Annotated in this window: 14 protein-coding genes; 12 read left to right on the top strand and 2 right to left on the bottom strand. The window is 47.3% G+C overall.

Annotated features, from left to right (window positions below; translation table 11 throughout):
- Positions 1 to 62 precede the first annotated feature (62 nt).
- The 6 genes from DMO16_RS24610 to pruA all read left to right on the top strand — a co-directional run bounded on the left by DMO16_RS24610 (position 63) and on the right by pruA (position 8,428).
- Complete coding sequence (locus DMO16_RS24610) at positions 63 to 356, top strand: hypothetical protein (RefSeq protein WP_206738106.1); 294 nt, start codon at positions 63 to 65, stop codon at positions 354 to 356.
- Between the two features lie 35 nt (positions 357 to 391).
- Positions 392 to 1,081, top strand: coding sequence for a heptaprenylglyceryl phosphate synthase (locus DMO16_RS14065; RefSeq protein WP_129478196.1), 690 nt, complete (start codon positions 392 to 394; stop codon positions 1,079 to 1,081).
- Between the two features lie 72 nt (positions 1,082 to 1,153).
- Positions 1,154 to 3,394 carry a DNA helicase PcrA gene (gene pcrA / locus DMO16_RS14060; protein ID WP_129480401.1) on the top strand — a complete coding sequence of 747 codons (2,241 nt, stop codon included), beginning with the start codon at positions 1,154 to 1,156 and terminating at the stop codon, positions 3,392 to 3,394.
- 34 nt (positions 3,395 to 3,428) lie between these two features.
- Positions 3,429 to 5,438, top strand: a complete 2,010-nt coding sequence (ligA, locus tag DMO16_RS14055) for an NAD-dependent DNA ligase LigA (protein WP_129478194.1) — start codon at positions 3,429 to 3,431, stop codon at positions 5,436 to 5,438.
- Between the two features lie 44 nt (positions 5,439 to 5,482).
- A complete protein-coding gene (locus tag DMO16_RS14050; RefSeq protein WP_061974966.1) occupies positions 5,483 to 6,682 on the top strand; it encodes a CamS family sex pheromone protein in 1,200 nt (399 codons plus the stop codon).
- 198 nt (positions 6,683 to 6,880) lie between these two features.
- Positions 6,881 to 8,428, top strand: a complete 1,548-nt coding sequence (gene pruA / locus DMO16_RS14045; protein WP_061974964.1) for an L-glutamate gamma-semialdehyde dehydrogenase — start codon at positions 6,881 to 6,883, stop codon at positions 8,426 to 8,428.
- Positions 8,429 to 8,665: 237 nt separating this feature from the next.
- On the opposite strand, the gene DMO16_RS14040 is transcribed toward pruA, so the two are convergent.
- Positions 8,666 to 9,361: an FHA domain-containing protein gene (locus tag DMO16_RS14040; RefSeq protein ID WP_061974962.1), complete on the bottom strand. Its 696-nt coding sequence runs from the start codon at positions 9,359 to 9,361 to the stop codon at positions 8,666 to 8,668.
- A gap of 152 nt (positions 9,362 to 9,513) precedes the next feature.
- Between DMO16_RS14040 and bla the strand changes: the two genes are divergently transcribed.
- Positions 9,514 to 10,299 carry a subclass B1 metallo-beta-lactamase gene (gene bla, locus DMO16_RS14035; protein WP_425590073.1) on the top strand — a complete coding sequence of 262 codons (786 nt, stop codon included), beginning with the start codon at positions 9,514 to 9,516 and terminating at the stop codon, positions 10,297 to 10,299.
- A 49-nt stretch (positions 10,300 to 10,348) separates the two neighbouring features.
- Here the strand turns inward: bla and DMO16_RS14030 are convergent, their stop codons facing one another.
- Positions 10,349 to 10,747, bottom strand: a complete 399-nt coding sequence (locus DMO16_RS14030; RefSeq protein ID WP_061974958.1) for a DoxX family protein — start codon at positions 10,745 to 10,747, stop codon at positions 10,349 to 10,351.
- A 195-nt stretch (positions 10,748 to 10,942) separates the two neighbouring features.
- Here DMO16_RS14030 and DMO16_RS24605 point away from each other — a divergent pair, with 195 nt between their 5' ends.
- From DMO16_RS24605 to gatB, 5 genes are all read left to right on the top strand, one after another.
- On the top strand, positions 10,943 to 11,080 hold the full coding sequence (locus tag DMO16_RS24605; protein ID WP_206738105.1) for a hypothetical protein: 138 nt from the start codon (positions 10,943 to 10,945) through the stop codon (positions 11,078 to 11,080).
- Between the two features lie 108 nt (positions 11,081 to 11,188).
- Entirely contained in the window at positions 11,189 to 11,542 is a 354-nt protein-coding gene (locus tag DMO16_RS14025) for a DUF3905 domain-containing protein (RefSeq protein ID WP_061974957.1), read from the top strand.
- A gap of 131 nt (positions 11,543 to 11,673) precedes the next feature.
- Positions 11,674 to 11,961, top strand: coding sequence for an Asp-tRNA(Asn)/Glu-tRNA(Gln) amidotransferase subunit GatC (gene gatC, locus DMO16_RS14020; RefSeq protein ID WP_061974955.1), 288 nt, complete (start codon positions 11,674 to 11,676; stop codon positions 11,959 to 11,961).
- A gap of 15 nt (positions 11,962 to 11,976) precedes the next feature.
- Complete coding sequence (gene gatA, locus DMO16_RS14015) at positions 11,977 to 13,434, top strand: Asp-tRNA(Asn)/Glu-tRNA(Gln) amidotransferase subunit GatA (RefSeq protein ID WP_129478190.1); 1,458 nt, start codon at positions 11,977 to 11,979, stop codon at positions 13,432 to 13,434.
- Between the two features lie 11 nt (positions 13,435 to 13,445).
- Positions 13,446 to 14,879 (top strand): Asp-tRNA(Asn)/Glu-tRNA(Gln) amidotransferase subunit GatB, encoded by a 1,434-nt coding sequence (gatB, locus tag DMO16_RS14010; RefSeq protein WP_129478188.1) that lies wholly within the window; start codon positions 13,446 to 13,448, stop codon positions 14,877 to 14,879.
- The last annotated feature ends 10 nt before the right edge of the window (positions 14,880 to 14,889 follow it).

Genomic DNA, 14,889 nt, shown 5'->3' with positions numbered 1-14,889 from the left:
AATTTTGGTGTAAGCGTTGTTTCACAGTGTGAAAGATGAGTAGCCCTATAATTTTTGATATAATGGCAAAAGGTATAAAGAGAGAAAACCAGCCGGGAAATCCGGATATAAAAATATATGAGTTTACGTTTGGTATCATCCAGCTTCAACGCTCAAAAGCTCGGCCGTTTCACTCTCTCCCAAAATACAAAAAGCGTATTTGTGATCGAGAGTTCCAACGTCTGCCGCTTTTAAACGAGCGTTTCAGCATTAGTCATCATCCAGCTTCAGCAGCCAGAGCCTCGATCGTTTCACTCTTCCACCTCAACACAAAAATCGTGTTGCTGTGTAAGAGTTCCAACGCTTTTCGGCCCTGAACGGCTGCTTCAGCTTTAGTTAACTAGGAGGATTTATGAATTTTGATTATCGGGTTTGGAAGCATGTGTTTAAGCTGGATCCCAATAAGGAAATTTCCGATGCGGATCTTGAAGCGATCTGCGAGTCGGGTACAGATGCGATTTTTGTGGGCGGGAGTGACGGAGTAACACTTGATAATACTCTTGATCTGATGTCCCGTGTGCGCAAGTATGCTGTTCCCTGTGTCCTGGAAGTGACCACGATTGAATCCCTCACACCGGGCTTTGATCTGTATTACATTCCTACGGTATTAAATAGCAAGGATGCGAGCTTTATTGTTGGCCTTCAGCATGACGCTGTGAAGGAATACGGCGATCTGATGAACTGGGATGAGGTTGTGACAGAAGGCTATTGCATTGCCAATCCTGATTGCAAAGCTGCTGACTATTCAAACGCCAATGCCAGTCTTTCATTGGAAGATGTTGTAGCTTATGCGCGCATGTCGGAAAAAATGTTCCGGCTTCCCATCTTTTATCTTGAGTACAGCGGAACATACGGAGATATCGAAGTGGTAAAAGAGGTCAGAAAAGTTCTCGACCGCACGAGGTTTTATTATGGAGGCGGCATTCAAAGCGCCGGGCAGGCAAGGGAAATGGCCATGTTTGCGGATACCGTTGTGGTTGGAAACATTATTTATGATAATGTACAGGCAGCAATAGAAACGGTAAAAGCTGCAAAAGGATAATTGAATACAGCTTGGGAATCCTTTATGATAGAAATAAGAACAAACGTTTGGGCGGGTGAAGTTTAAATGAGTATGCATCAAATGATAGAACAGTTGCTGACAGGGCTTAATCCTGAACAAAAGGCAGCTGTAAAACATACAGAAGGACCGCTATTGATTATGGCGGGAGCGGGAAGCGGAAAGACGCGGGTGCTGACCCACCGCATCGCGTATTTAATGATGGATAAAGAAGTGGCGCCGTGGAACATTCTTGCGATCACGTTTACGAACAAGGCAGCGCGTGAGATGAAGGACAGGGTGGCGGCCATTACCGGACCGGTCGCGGAGGACATCTGGATTTCCACGTTCCACTCCATGTGTGTGCGGATCTTGCGCCGTGACATCGACCGGATCGGCATCAGCCGGAACTTCTCGATTCTTGATTCTACCGATCAGCTTTCGGTGATCAAAAATATTTTAAAAGACAAGAACATAGATCCGAAAAAGTTTGAGCCTCGAAGCATTCTGGGCTCCATTTCATCATTGAAAAATGAATTGAAGACGAGCGGCGATTTTGCAAAAACGATGAACGGACCGTATGACACAGTAGTGCATGAGGTATACAAAGAATATGAAAAACGTTTGAAAAAGAACTCTGCTCTCGATTTTGATGATTTAATTATGACAACGATTCATTTATTCAAGCGTGTGCCGGAAGTGCTGCAATTCTATCAGCGCAAATTCCAATACATTCATGTGGATGAGTATCAGGATACGAACCGTGCGCAGTATATGCTCGTGAATATGCTGGCTGACCGGTTCCGCAACCTTTGTGTGGTCGGGGACTCCGACCAGTCCATTTACGGCTGGCGTGGCGCGGACATCGCCAACATTCTTTCCTTTGAAAAGGATTATAACGACGCCAAGGTCATTCTTCTTGAACAAAACTACCGATCCACGAAAACCATTCTTGATGCAGCGAACAAGGTGATCGAAAACAACTTTAACCGCAAACCCAAGAATCTGTGGACCGATAAAACCGGGGGCCGGAATATCACATACTACCAGGGGGATAATGAGCACGATGAAGGCCATTATATTGCTGGGAAAATCCGTGAAATGACAGCTGGCGGCCCGCGCAAATGCTCGGACATCGCTATTCTCTATCGGACGAACGCACAGTCCCGTGTAATGGAGGAAATTTTGATCAAGTCGAATATTCCTTATAATATCGTCGGCGGCATCAAGTTCTATGACAGAAAAGAAATCAAGGATATCCTTGCGTACCTGCGGCTGATCGCAAATCCTGATGATGACATCAGCATGATGCGGATCATCAATGTTCCAAAACGCGGAATTGGTGCATCGACCGTTGATAAAATTTTGCATTATGGTGCAGATAACGACCTTTCTATGTACCAGGCGCTTCAGGAAGTGGAGCAGATCGGCCTGTCACCTCGCTTTACCAATGTATTGCGTGAGTTTTCCGAGCTGATTACGAACTGGAACCGGATGCAGGAATTCCTTTCCGTAACCGAGCTTGTAGAAGAAGTTATCGATAAAACTGGCTACCGCGACATGCTAAAGGCGGATAAATCGCTTGAAGCAGAGAGCCGCCTGGAGAACATCGACGAATTTCTTTCCGTTACCCAGGATTTTGAAAAGAATCAGGACGACAAAAGCCTTGTGGCCTTCCTGACGGATCTTGCCCTCGTAGCGGACATTGACCGTCTGGATGAGGATGAAGGCGACAAACCGAAGGAATCCGTTGTGCTTATGACCCTTCACTCTGCCAAAGGGCTGGAGTTTCCGGTCGTGTTCCTGATGGGTCTGGAAGAAGGAGTTTTCCCTCACAGCCGGGCGCTGTTTGAAGAAAGCGAAATGGAAGAAGAGCGCCGTCTGGCTTACGTGGGAATTACCCGTGCCGAGGAGGAGCTGTTTATGACCAACGCACGGATGCGCACGCTCTTCGGCCGTACGAACATGAACCCGGTTTCCCGCTTTATCGGTGAAATTCCGGAAGAACTCTTGGAATCTGAGCAAAAGGAAAAAGAGGCATCTCCAAGCTGGGGCAGACCTTCACGTTCCCATGCGGCACCGTCCTTCATGAGACAGCAGCCGGGAGTGAAGAAAACATCACCGGTCTTTACATCACCCGGCAGTGAAAATGCAGACTGGAAAGTTAGCGACAAGGTAAAACACCGCAAATGGGGAACCGGAGTAGTCGTCAGCATGAAGGGCGAAGGCGACTCTATTGAACTGGACATCGCATTTCCTCAGCCGGTGGGGCTTAAGCGTCTGCTTGCCAAGTTCGCACCAATTGAAAAAGTTTAGAGTTGAACGTGAATGATTGAAGGAGTTGAAGGATTTGAACGAAGAGCATGCCAGCCAACGGGTGAATGAATTACGTGAGCTCCTTGAAACATACAGTTATGAATATTACGTCCTCGACAAGCCAACCGTGCCCGATTCCGAGTATGACAGGCTGCTGAAGGAACTGATTGAACTTGAAAACAACCATCCGGAACTTCGGGACGAGCATTCCCCGACTGTCCGGGTGGGAGGTCAGGTTCTTGACTATTTCAGGAAAGTGCAGCACAAGGTGCCAATGCTCAGCCTTGCCAATGCCTTTAATGAAGAAGATTTACGCGACTTTGACAGAAGGGTGCGAAATGGCGTCGGCGACAATGTTACTTATGTTGCCGAGCTGAAGATCGATGGCCTTGCTGTGTCCCTTACGTATGAACAGGGGCGCTTTGTGCTGGGCGCGACCCGCGGCGATGGAACGACGGGTGAAGATATCACGAATAACCTGAAAACGATACGGGCCATTCCTCTGCGCATCAAGGACAAGGCTGTGTCCCTTGAGGTGCGCGGGGAAGCTTACATGCCGAAGCGCTCCTTTCAAAAGCTGAACGAATCTCGCCAGGAAGAGGGACAGGAGCCTTTCGCCAATCCGCGAAATGCAGCAGCAGGCTCTCTCCGTCAGCTGGATCCAAAAATAGCCGGCAAGAGGAATCTGTCCATTTTCGTTTACGGTATTGGTCAGCTTTCAGGCCATTCGGTTGATTCCCACAGTGAGAGTCTGAAATTTTTGCAGAGCCTTGGCTTCAAAACCAATCCGGAATGGCACCACTGCCAAAATATCGATGAAGTCGTTGAGTTTGTCAGAGGCTGGGGAGAACGCCGGCCAAATCTTGACTATGAAATTGACGGCATCGTTATTAAGGTTGACTCTCTCCATCAGCAGGAGGAGCTTGGTTTTACAGCGAAAAGTCCCCGTTGGGCCATCGCCTACAAGTTTCCGGCAGAAGAGGTTGTCACCCAGCTGGAAGGCATTGAGCTTAATGTCGGACGGACCGGTGTGGTTACACCGACCGCTCTTTTATCTCCGGTAACGGTTGCTGGTACAACCGTCAAACGGGCTTCATTGCATAACGAAGACTTGATCCGCGAGAAGGACATTAAGATCGGCGATTTTGTGGTCGTGAAGAAAGCGGGAGACATCATCCCTGAGGTCGTCAATGTGATCGTTGACCGCCGTACCGGGGAGGAAAAGGACTTCCACATGCCGACCCATTGTCCCGAATGTGAAAGCGAACTGGAACGGCTGGACGGAGAGGTTGCGCTGCGCTGCCTGAATCCGCAGTGCCCGGCTCAGATCCGTGAAGGTCTGATCCACTTTGTTTCCAGAAATGCCATGAACATCGATGGGCTTGGTGAAAAAGTGATTGCCCAGCTTTTCAGGGAAAATCTGATCCAGGATGTAGCCGATCTGTATACATTGAATAAGGAAGAACTGCTGAACCTTGAGAGAATGGGTGAAAAGTCGGTTGACAACCTGCTTGAAGCTATAGAAAAATCGAAAGAGAATTCGCTCGAGAAGCTGTTGTTCGGCCTTGGCGTCCGACATGTCGGAGCAAAAGCAGCCAAAACGGTCGCCCAGGTGTTTGAAACGATGGACCGTTTAATGGCGGCCACGAAGGAAGAACTGATCGCGATTGATGAGGTCGGCGACAAAATGGCCGATTCCATTGAAACGTATTTTAATAAACCGGAAGTTGCAGAGCTCATCTCCGAGCTGAAGGAATATGGCGTTAATATGGAATATAAGGGACCAAGGGTCATCCGTGCGGAAGATGTGGATTCGTTTTTTGCAGGAAAAACGATCGTTCTGACCGGAAAACTTTCCATCTTGAACCGGAACGAAGCGAAAGAAAGACTCGAAGCGCTCGGCGGAAAAGTCACCGGCAGCGTTTCTAAGAATACCGACCTGCTGATTGCGGGGGAAGACGCGGGCTCCAAACTGGATAAAGCGCAATCCCTAGGTGTGGAGGTTTGGACGGAACAGCGATTTATTGAGGAGCTTGAAAAATAAAGAATAGCTCTGTTCCATCAAGTTATATGGAGGAGTGTTTTACCATGATAAAACGGATCAGTCTGATCCTGTTAAGCTCCCTTTTGCTCCTGACCGGCTGTCTGAACAGAGACAAGCTGCAAAAGGAAGAGGAAGTTGTGAAGAAAAAAGGAAAGACCGAAGAAAAAGCAATCATTACTGGGGAAATCAAGACCGGGGAAAAATACTACCGAAGCATCGTGCCCTTTGAACCCGGGGGGGCCCGCGGCCTGATCAAGTATGGCGTGGACAACCGTCTGGACATCAACGAATTTGAATTGGGTCTTATGCGGATCGCACAGGATGATTTCAGCACAGACAAGTATTATTATCAGGAAGGGCAGTATCTGTCTTCTACAACCGTTAATAACTGGCTGAAGCGTGCTGATGAAAAAGTGGAAAAAAACAGCAAGACGGACATGACGCAAAAAGGTCTGAACCCGGCCCTTGGCGTGAAAAAGGATGCGCCGTACAAGCAAGTGCTGGATGCTGAAGATAAGCATCCGAAATACTTATCTTACGTTCTAGAACAAAACTATCTGGTGCAAAGCGGAAACGACAAAGTAAAGCTGGGCGGCCTGGTGGTAGGTCTGTCGTTTAACTCTACCTATTACTACAAAGCAACAGACAGCTCCGGCTTGATTTACAATGGATCCAAAAAACTTCAGGCAAGCGATGTTGCCCAGGAAGCAAGACAAATGGGTCAGCAGGTGGTGAAACGCCTGCGCCAAAATAGTTCTCTGAAGAATGTGCCGATCACGATCGCTCTTTATCAGGAAGCCGAGAAGGAATCGGTTACTCCGGGACACTTTTTTGCAAAAGCGGAGGCTGGAGCAGGCAGCACCCAGTTGGGCAGCTGGGACAAGATCGATGAGAAATACTATCTGTTCCCATCGAAAGAAGCCACAGCGAATAAACGGGATGATGCGGAGAAGTTTAATAACTTCAAATCCAAAATTCAGGATTACTTCCCGAACTACGTGGGTGTCATTGGTAAGGCCCATTACCATGATGGCAGCCTCGACCGGCTGGATATCGATATTCCGATGCAGTTCCAAGGGAAAGCCGAAGTTATTTCCTTTACACAGTATGTAACGTCTTCCGTTATGAAGGAACTTCCAAACGTACCGGTGACGATTAACATCCAATCGGCCGTCAATGAACCGGAAGCTTTGATTGTCCGGGATGATGGCAGCGGCGAACCAAACGTGCATATTTATAGATAATTAATGAGACAGACCTTTGAACCTTCAAGGGTCTGTCTTCTTCTATTTGCATACTTATGAAAACCCTTGCAAACAAAGGGTTTTTTATTTATTTCAAATAATTCCGACTATTTTCCATAGTTTGAACTGTGGCACGAGTTTAGGGTAGAATAGACATGTTGCATAATGAAAACGCTTAAGGGCATAGGAGGGGACAAAATGATTCGAGAATACAAACACGAACCATTTACGGATTTTTCAGTTAAAGAAAACAAGAAAGCTTTTGAGGAAGCTTTAGATCTTGTTAATTCCCAGCTAGGCAAAGAGTATCCTCTTGTCATTGGCGGAGAGCGCATCACGACTGATGAAAAAATTGTTTCTATCAATCCGGCCAATAAAACAGAAGTAATTGGTACGGTTTCTAAAGCAAATAAAGATTTGGCTGAAAAAGCCATGCAAACCGCAGTTTCCACTTTTGAAACATGGAAAAAGTGGTCTCCAGAATCACGTGCCAACATTCTTTACCGCGCGGCTGCCATCTTGCGCCGCCGAAAGCATGAATTCTCGGCATATCTCGTAAAAGAAGGCGGAAAGCCATGGAAGGAAGCAGATGCAGATACGGCAGAAGCGATTGACTTCCTTGAATTCTATGCGCGCCAAATGGAACTTTTGAAAAACGGCGTACCGGTCAAAAGCCGTGAAGGCGAGATCAACCAGTTCAACTACATCCCATTGGGTGTGGGAATTGTTATCTCTCCATTCAACTTTCCGCTTGCAATCATGGCAGGTACTACAGTGGCTGCGATTGTGGGAGGAAACACTGTTCTTCTTAAGCCGGCAAACAACACACCGGTTGTGGCAGCGAAATTTGCAGAGGTTATGGAGCAAGCCGGACTTCCAGAGGGTGTCCTGAACTTCATCCCTGGAAGCGGAGCTGAAGTGGGAGACTATCTTGTTGACCATCCGAAAACTCGTTTTGTATCTTTCACAGGTTCCCGTGAAGTGGGCTGCCGCATTTATGAGCGCGCAGCAAAAGTACAACCTGGTCAAATCTGGCTGAAGCGTGTAATCGCTGAAATGGGCGGAAAAGACACCATGGTTATCGATAACAACGTAGATACAGACATGGCGGCATCTGCAATAGTATTCTCGGCGTTTGGCTTCTCCGGACAAAAATGTTCTGCCGGATCCCGTGCGGTAGTGCATCAGGACGTATACGATGAAGTGCTTGAAAAGGCGGTTGCCCTTACCAAGTCCCTTCGCGTAGGAAATCCTGAAGACTTCGGAAACTACATGGGCCCTGTAATCGACCAGGCTGCTTTTGACAAAATCATGAGCTACATCGAAATCGGAAGAACAGAAGGAAAAGTTGTGACAGGCGGAGAAGGCGACGACTCCAAAGGCTTCTTCATCCAGCCGACGATTGTGGCAGATGTGGATGAAAAAGCACGCTTAATGCAGGAAGAAATCTTCGGGCCGGTTGTGGCGTTCTGCAAGGCGCGCGACTTCGACCACATGATGGAAATCGCAAACAACACAGAGTACGGCTTAACAGGTGCACTTGTTACGAATAACCGTGAACACATCGAGCGTGCGAAGGAAGAATTCCATGTTGGAAACCTTTACTTCAACCGCGGATGTACAGGAGCGATCGTTGGATACCAGCCGTTTGGCGGATTCAACATGTCCGGTACCGACTCTAAAGCGGGCGGTCCTGACTACCTTCTTCTTCACATGCAGGCAAAAACAACTTCAGAGTTGCTATAAAACAGAAAATCCCCCTTTTGGCTTTAGCCGAAGGGGGATTTTTTTTGAGAAAATGATGTGTTTGGTGAGTAACTGTTTAAAAATGGTGAGTAACATCCCAATTTTCGTGAGTAAAGTCCCCGAAACCGTGAGTAAACGGAATGTTTCCGGGAGTAAACACAGAAAAACGGTGAGTAAGCTCCGATCACCTCACCTTGCATGATGTCAGAGAGCCGTCCGGGAACTCGGCGGCTTTCTTTACAGATTATTATCAGCTTCAAGAGCGGACATCACAAAGCCTTTACGGAGAACCGATTCAATTTGAAGCCAGGGGGACAGCTTTTTTCGTACCCGGTAAATCAAGGAATTCAATTCATCTGATCCTACATCAGGCACACGGCCATCGATCCAGGCCCGCTCATTCCAGACGTGCCGTTTCATTTCTTCCTTTGAAACAAACTGTCCAAGGGAAGCGTAAAGGAGCTGAAAACACTGAAACTCCTTATGGGAGAAATGAATGTCAGTTTCCCTCAAACGTACCTTTTGCAGCACCTCATATACCTCAATAAAGTTGGCAGATGGGCGGCTGACCGGCGTTACAGGATCATAATCGAGCGTCTCAAACGAGTTGGTTACCATATACTTCATGGAAATCATGCCATTGACGAGCGTGATCTGGTCCCCATGATTCAACGAATAGTTTTTATTTGGAACGAGCGGAATGCCGTTCAGACACGTCCCATGCTTGCTTCCAAGGTCCATCAATTGGGGCGCAGAGGTGTCACAGTCGATGACACAATGCTGTCTGGAGACGAGCGGGATATGAAAAGCAATCCCGGGAGCAGGACTTGCCCCAAATCGTCCAATCGATAATTTGCGTTTCAAATAAATAAATTCACTTTCATACGGCTGGCCCCGTTCAATCAATAAATGGCGCTTTTCTAAAACGTCCATTTCCTTCACCTTCATTTATCTGATTTTTCTGATAGTTATTAGAGAATTGTCAGTCTTGTTCCATTGATGATAAGAATGAGAAAGAATACCATCAATACCATAGCAGGAAATTTCAAGTAATGAAAGGTAGGATGGTCATGGATAAAAAGAAAATGGGAAAAGCATTAGTATGTGGGATGATGGCAGCGGGACTCCTGGCTGCACCGTTCGTCACCGGAGCTCATGCTCAAGTGCCAACAACAGAGATTAGCCATCATCAAAATACAATCACAAATGAAAGCGGGACAGTGACCCTCACTCAGATCAAGCCAAATGTATGGGTACATACAACCATAGGAGAGTTTAACGGAGTGGCGGTCCCTTCCAACGGTCTTCTAGTGGAAACGTCAAAAGGGCTTTTGCTTGTCGATTCCTCATGGGATGATCCGAAGACTGATGAACTGCTGGATGTCATTGATCAGCATTTTGAAAAACCGATAAAGAATGCAATCATCACCCATTGGCATTCCGACCGGATGGGCGGGATCAAAACGCTGAAAGATAGAGGAATTCGTGTATATACCACGGAGATGACAGCGACACTCGGTATGCAAAATGGATATGAAGGACCGGACCGGCTGCTCGACCCCGTTTTGACGGAGTTAAAGTTTGGTGATGTGAAGGCGGAAACGTTCTATCCGGGAAAGGGACACACTGAGGACAACATTACGGTTTATTTCCCTCAGTATAAGCTGCTTGTCGGAGGCTGTCTGATCAAAGACCAGAGGGCTGAAGATCTTGGGAACACAGCTGACGGGGATGTACAGGCCTGGCCGGCCTCTGTGCAGCGGGTGATTGACCGCTATCCAAAAGCAAGAACAGTTGTACCGGGGCATGGAAATGTGGGAGGGAATTCCCTTCTTTATCACACGATCGAACTGCTTGAGGAAAACCAATAAAAAAAACAGGCAGGAACCTAAGTTCCTGCCTGTTTTCTTGTGTATTGGATTAGAACCAAAGTGCATCAAGAGAGTACGCGCCTGCGCCTGTAAATGCCACACCAAGTGCGACTGCGATCAAAACGAGGTTATACTCATAACCGCCAGCAGTAGACCATAAGCCGTTAGCACCGTGAACTTTCACAATGGCCATCAGCATGGTAACAATAATCGCTGCAGCTCCAAGCCATGTCACAAGTCCTGCTGCGAACAACAAGCCGCCGCCGAACTCTGCAAGTGCTGCAAACACGGCCATAGTGTAGCCAGGTTTAACGCCAATGGACTCGAGCCAGCCGGCTGTTCCTTTCAAACCGTGGCCACCGAACCACCCAAACAACTTTTGCGCGCCGTGGCCGACGAACAACAGACCTACAACAATACGAATAATAAGAAGACCTAAATCTAACATACTGTTCAACACCCCTTATATAAAATTAGTTAATTACTTACTTTATGTTAGTATTATATAATGAACTCTTACTTTTGTAAAGTACCTTTTAAAACATTTTATTCAAATGGTTTGTACCCTATTCCAAGACATTGATTTTTTAATTGTAGTGACGCTCGCTGAAATATAAAACAACACTCCTTAATACATTGAAAAGTGGAAAACGAAGTTAAGGGAGGAGTTGCCATGAGCCAGCCGCCTGGTCCCCAGCTCCCATGGCACGTAAGCTCTGAACAGTTCAATCAAATGCTTCAGCCGCCAGAACTTTTTGCATTCAAAAATGAACAACGGTAGACCCTCCATGCATCGGTGGAGGGTATTTTTTCGGAAGTAAAGCAACATAAAAAATGATGATATGGAGAAATTAGGAGTAAACGTTTTTTGCGATTGGAGGACGTGCAAATGCCGGATAAGAAGAAAGAAGAGAAGCTGGATTCCCCCATTCTCGATGAAACCCTGCCCCATCAAGCCAACTCTCCCTCTTTTAAAGGCTCTGGTATGAAAATGGAGGCTCCTTTTGTAAACGATTATGGCGTGGTGATCGGAGATAGCCTGTACAACTCGGAAAACTCGCCGCTCAATAATTGGAGCGAGGACTCTGACCCAAGCATTATGGCTGGAGAACAGTGGGTGCATCCCACAAATGACATTGGCTGGAACACGGAAGAAAACCGGGAATTAATCGAAAAGAAGATCAAGCCCAAGGGGGTTCCTTTTACGCATCCGACTAAAGATACGAGCTACAGGAAGGATTAAGAGCAGAAGACCGGCAGATTTGTCGGTCTTTTTTGCTTTAACGTAAAAAAAACCCCGCTTTGTTGCTCATGGGCCTTGATGTTTGGTATCATCAATATATTGTGAAACGTACTGTTATGGAGGTGGCAAGCTTGTCTCAAATTTCAAAAGATGAGGTAAAACACGTGGCGAATCTGGCTCGCCTTTCACTGAGTGAAGAGGAAGTGGACATGTTCACGGAACAGCTGGATGCGATTATCGGTTTTGCCGAGCAATTGAATGAACTGGATACAGAAAATATCGAACCAACAACCCACGTGCTGGAGCTGAAAAATGTGCTGCGCGACGATCAGGCAAGAGAATCCGTACCACGTGAAGAAGCATTAAAAAATGCTCCTGACGAGCGCGATGGACAGTTTAAAGTACCGAAGACGTTTTAGAGTAGGAGGCAGCACATGTCATTATTAGAGAAGAAAGTCTCAGAACTGCACGACCTGTTACATAAGAAAGAAATCAATGTGACGGACCTGGTTGATGCATCGTATGACCGAATTTCACAGGTGGAAGGCAAAGTCCAGGCGTTCCTTAGCCTGAACGAGGAACAAGCACGCCGTATGGCGAAAGAGCTGGACGATGTGCTTGCAGGGTATCCCGGAGAGCGGACCCTGGCAGGACTTCCGATTGCCTTGAAAGATAACATTTCCACAAAAGGACTCCGTACCACCAGCGGAAGCAAGATCCTAGATAACTTTAACCCTATTTATGACGCAACGGTCGCTAACCGTCTGTATAAAGCAGGGGCGGTCACGATCGGAAAACTGAACATGGATGAGTTTGCGATGGGTTCTTCCAATGAAAACTCAGGATTTCATGTGACTAAAAACCCTTGGAACACAGATTATGTTCCCGGAGGATCCAGCGGTGGCTCAGCGGCATCTGTAGCAGCGAGCGAAGTGCTGTTTTCTTTAGGTTCTGATACCGGCGGATCCATTCGCCAGCCTGCGGCGTACTGTGGTGTGGTTGGCCTGAAGCCAACGTACGGACTTGTTTCCCGCTTTGGCTTGATCGCATTCGCGTCTTCTCTTGACCAGATTGGACCGATTACTCGCACAGTCGAAGATAACGCTTATCTTTTACAAGCGATTGCCGGCCATGACCCGATGGATTCCACTTCAGCGAACGTTGACGTTCCTGATTATCTGTCTTCATTGACAGGGGACATCAAAGGACTGCGTATAGCGGTGCCTAAGGAATATTTGGCAGAAGGCGTGAATCCTGAGGTAAAAGAAAAAGTGATTGAAGCCTTGAAGGTGCTTGAAGCACAGGGTGCAACATGGGAGGAAGTATCTCTTCCGCATTCCAAGTATGCATTGGCAACGTACTATCTGTTGTCTTCATCTGAAGCATCTGCCAACCTTTCACGTTTTGACGGCGTTCGTTACGGCGTTCGCTCAGACAATGCGGAAAATCTTCTTGAGCTTTATAAAAACTCCAGAAGCGAAGGCTTTGGGGATGAAGTGAAGCGCCGTATCATGCTCGGAACATTCGCGCTCAGCTCGGGCTACTATGATGCGTATTATAAAAAAGCGCAAAAAGTCCGCACGCTGATCAAGAACGATTTTGAACAAGTGTTTAATGACTTTGATGTGATCATCGGGCCGACCACACCGACGACTGCGTTTAAAATCGGTGAAAAGAAGGATGATCCGTTAACGATGTATGCCAACGATATTCTAACCATTCCTGTTAACCTAGCGGGTGTGCCAGCCATTTCCGTACCGTGCGGCTTCTCGAACGGTCTGCCGGTCGGATTACAGATCATCGGAAAACACTTTGACGAACGCACGATTTACCGTGTCGCTTCGGTCTATGAACAGGCAACGGAACACCATAAAGCGAAACCGCAATTGTAGGAGGTGCAGGGATGAGCAATTTTGAAACGATCATTGGATTAGAAGTCCACGTTGAACTGAAAACCAATTCTAAAATATTCTGCGGCTGCTCCACTGACTTTGGAGCACCGCCCAACAGCCATACATGCCCGATCTGTCTTGGACATCCCGGGGTTCTGCCGGTATTGAACAAGCAGGCCGTGGAATTTTCCATGCGTGCGGCGATGGCATTGAACTGTGAAATCAACCGCGAACAATATTTCGACCGTAAAAACTACTTTTACCCCGACAACCCGAAAGCTTACCAGATTTCCCAGCTGGACAAGCCGATCGGTGAGCACGGCTGGATCGAAATCGAAGTAAACGGCGAAAAGAAAAAAATTGGCATCACGCGCCTTCATTTGGAAGAGGATGCAGGGAAATTGACTCATGCGGCAGACGGATCTTCTCTTGTAGACTTGAACCGTCAGGGCACACCGCTTATGGAGATCGTTTCCGAGCCGGACATTCGCACACCGGAAGAAGCGTATGCCTATTTGGAAAAATTGAAAGCCATCATTCAATACACCGGGGTTTCTGACTGTAAGATGGAAGAGGGATCCCTGCGCTGTGACGCCAATATCTCCATCCGTCCTGTCGGCCAGAAGGAATTTGGTACGAAAACCGAGCTGAAGAACCTGAACTCGTTTGCTTTTGTGCAAAAAGGACTGGAATATGAGGAAAAGCGCCAGGAGGAGGAAATTCTGAACGGTGGCGAAATTCTTCAGGAAACTCGCCGTTTTGATGAGAAAACGAATAAGACCATTTTGATGCGTGTAAAAGAGGGTTCCGATGATTACCGCTACTTTCCGGATCCGGACCTTGTGCAGCTCAGTGTGTCTGAAGAGTGGATTGAGCGTGTGCGCGCCGAGATTCCAGAGCTTCCGGATGTGCGTAAAGAACGCTATGTTTCTGAGTTCGGGCTTCCGGCTTATGATGCAGGCGTGCTGACGGCATCCATCAAGATGGCTGATTTCTTTGAAAAAGGTATTCAGGAGGAAGCCGATCCGAAAATGCTTTCCAACTGGCTGATGGGTGAAGTGAGCGCCTACTTGAACAATGCCTCCAGAGAAATCGATGAAACGCCATTAACGCCAGGTAACCTGGCGAAAATGATCAAGCTCATTGAAGACGGCACGATCTCTTCCAAGATCGCCAAGAAAGTCTTCAAGGAAATGATCGAAAATGGCGGCGATCCGGAAACGATCGTTAAAGAGAAAGGCCTTGTCCAGATTTCGGACGAAGGCGCAATCCGCGAGTTTGTAGTGGCTGTTCTTGACCGCAACCCGCAGTCCATCGAGGACTTTAAGAACGGAAAAGACAAAGCCATCGGATTCCTCGTTGGCCAGGTCATGAAAGAGACCAAAGGGAAGGCAAATCCTCCATTGGTTAACAAATTGATCGCTGAAGAATTGAAAAATCGTTAATTAGTGTGCT

Origin of the sequence: Fictibacillus sp. S7 (assembly GCF_004127935.1) — a bacterium.
In the GTDB taxonomy this organism is placed as follows: domain Bacteria; phylum Bacillota; class Bacilli; order Bacillales; family Fictibacillaceae; genus Fictibacillus_C; species Fictibacillus_C enclensis.
This window is presented reverse-complemented; position numbering and strand designations above follow the sequence as displayed.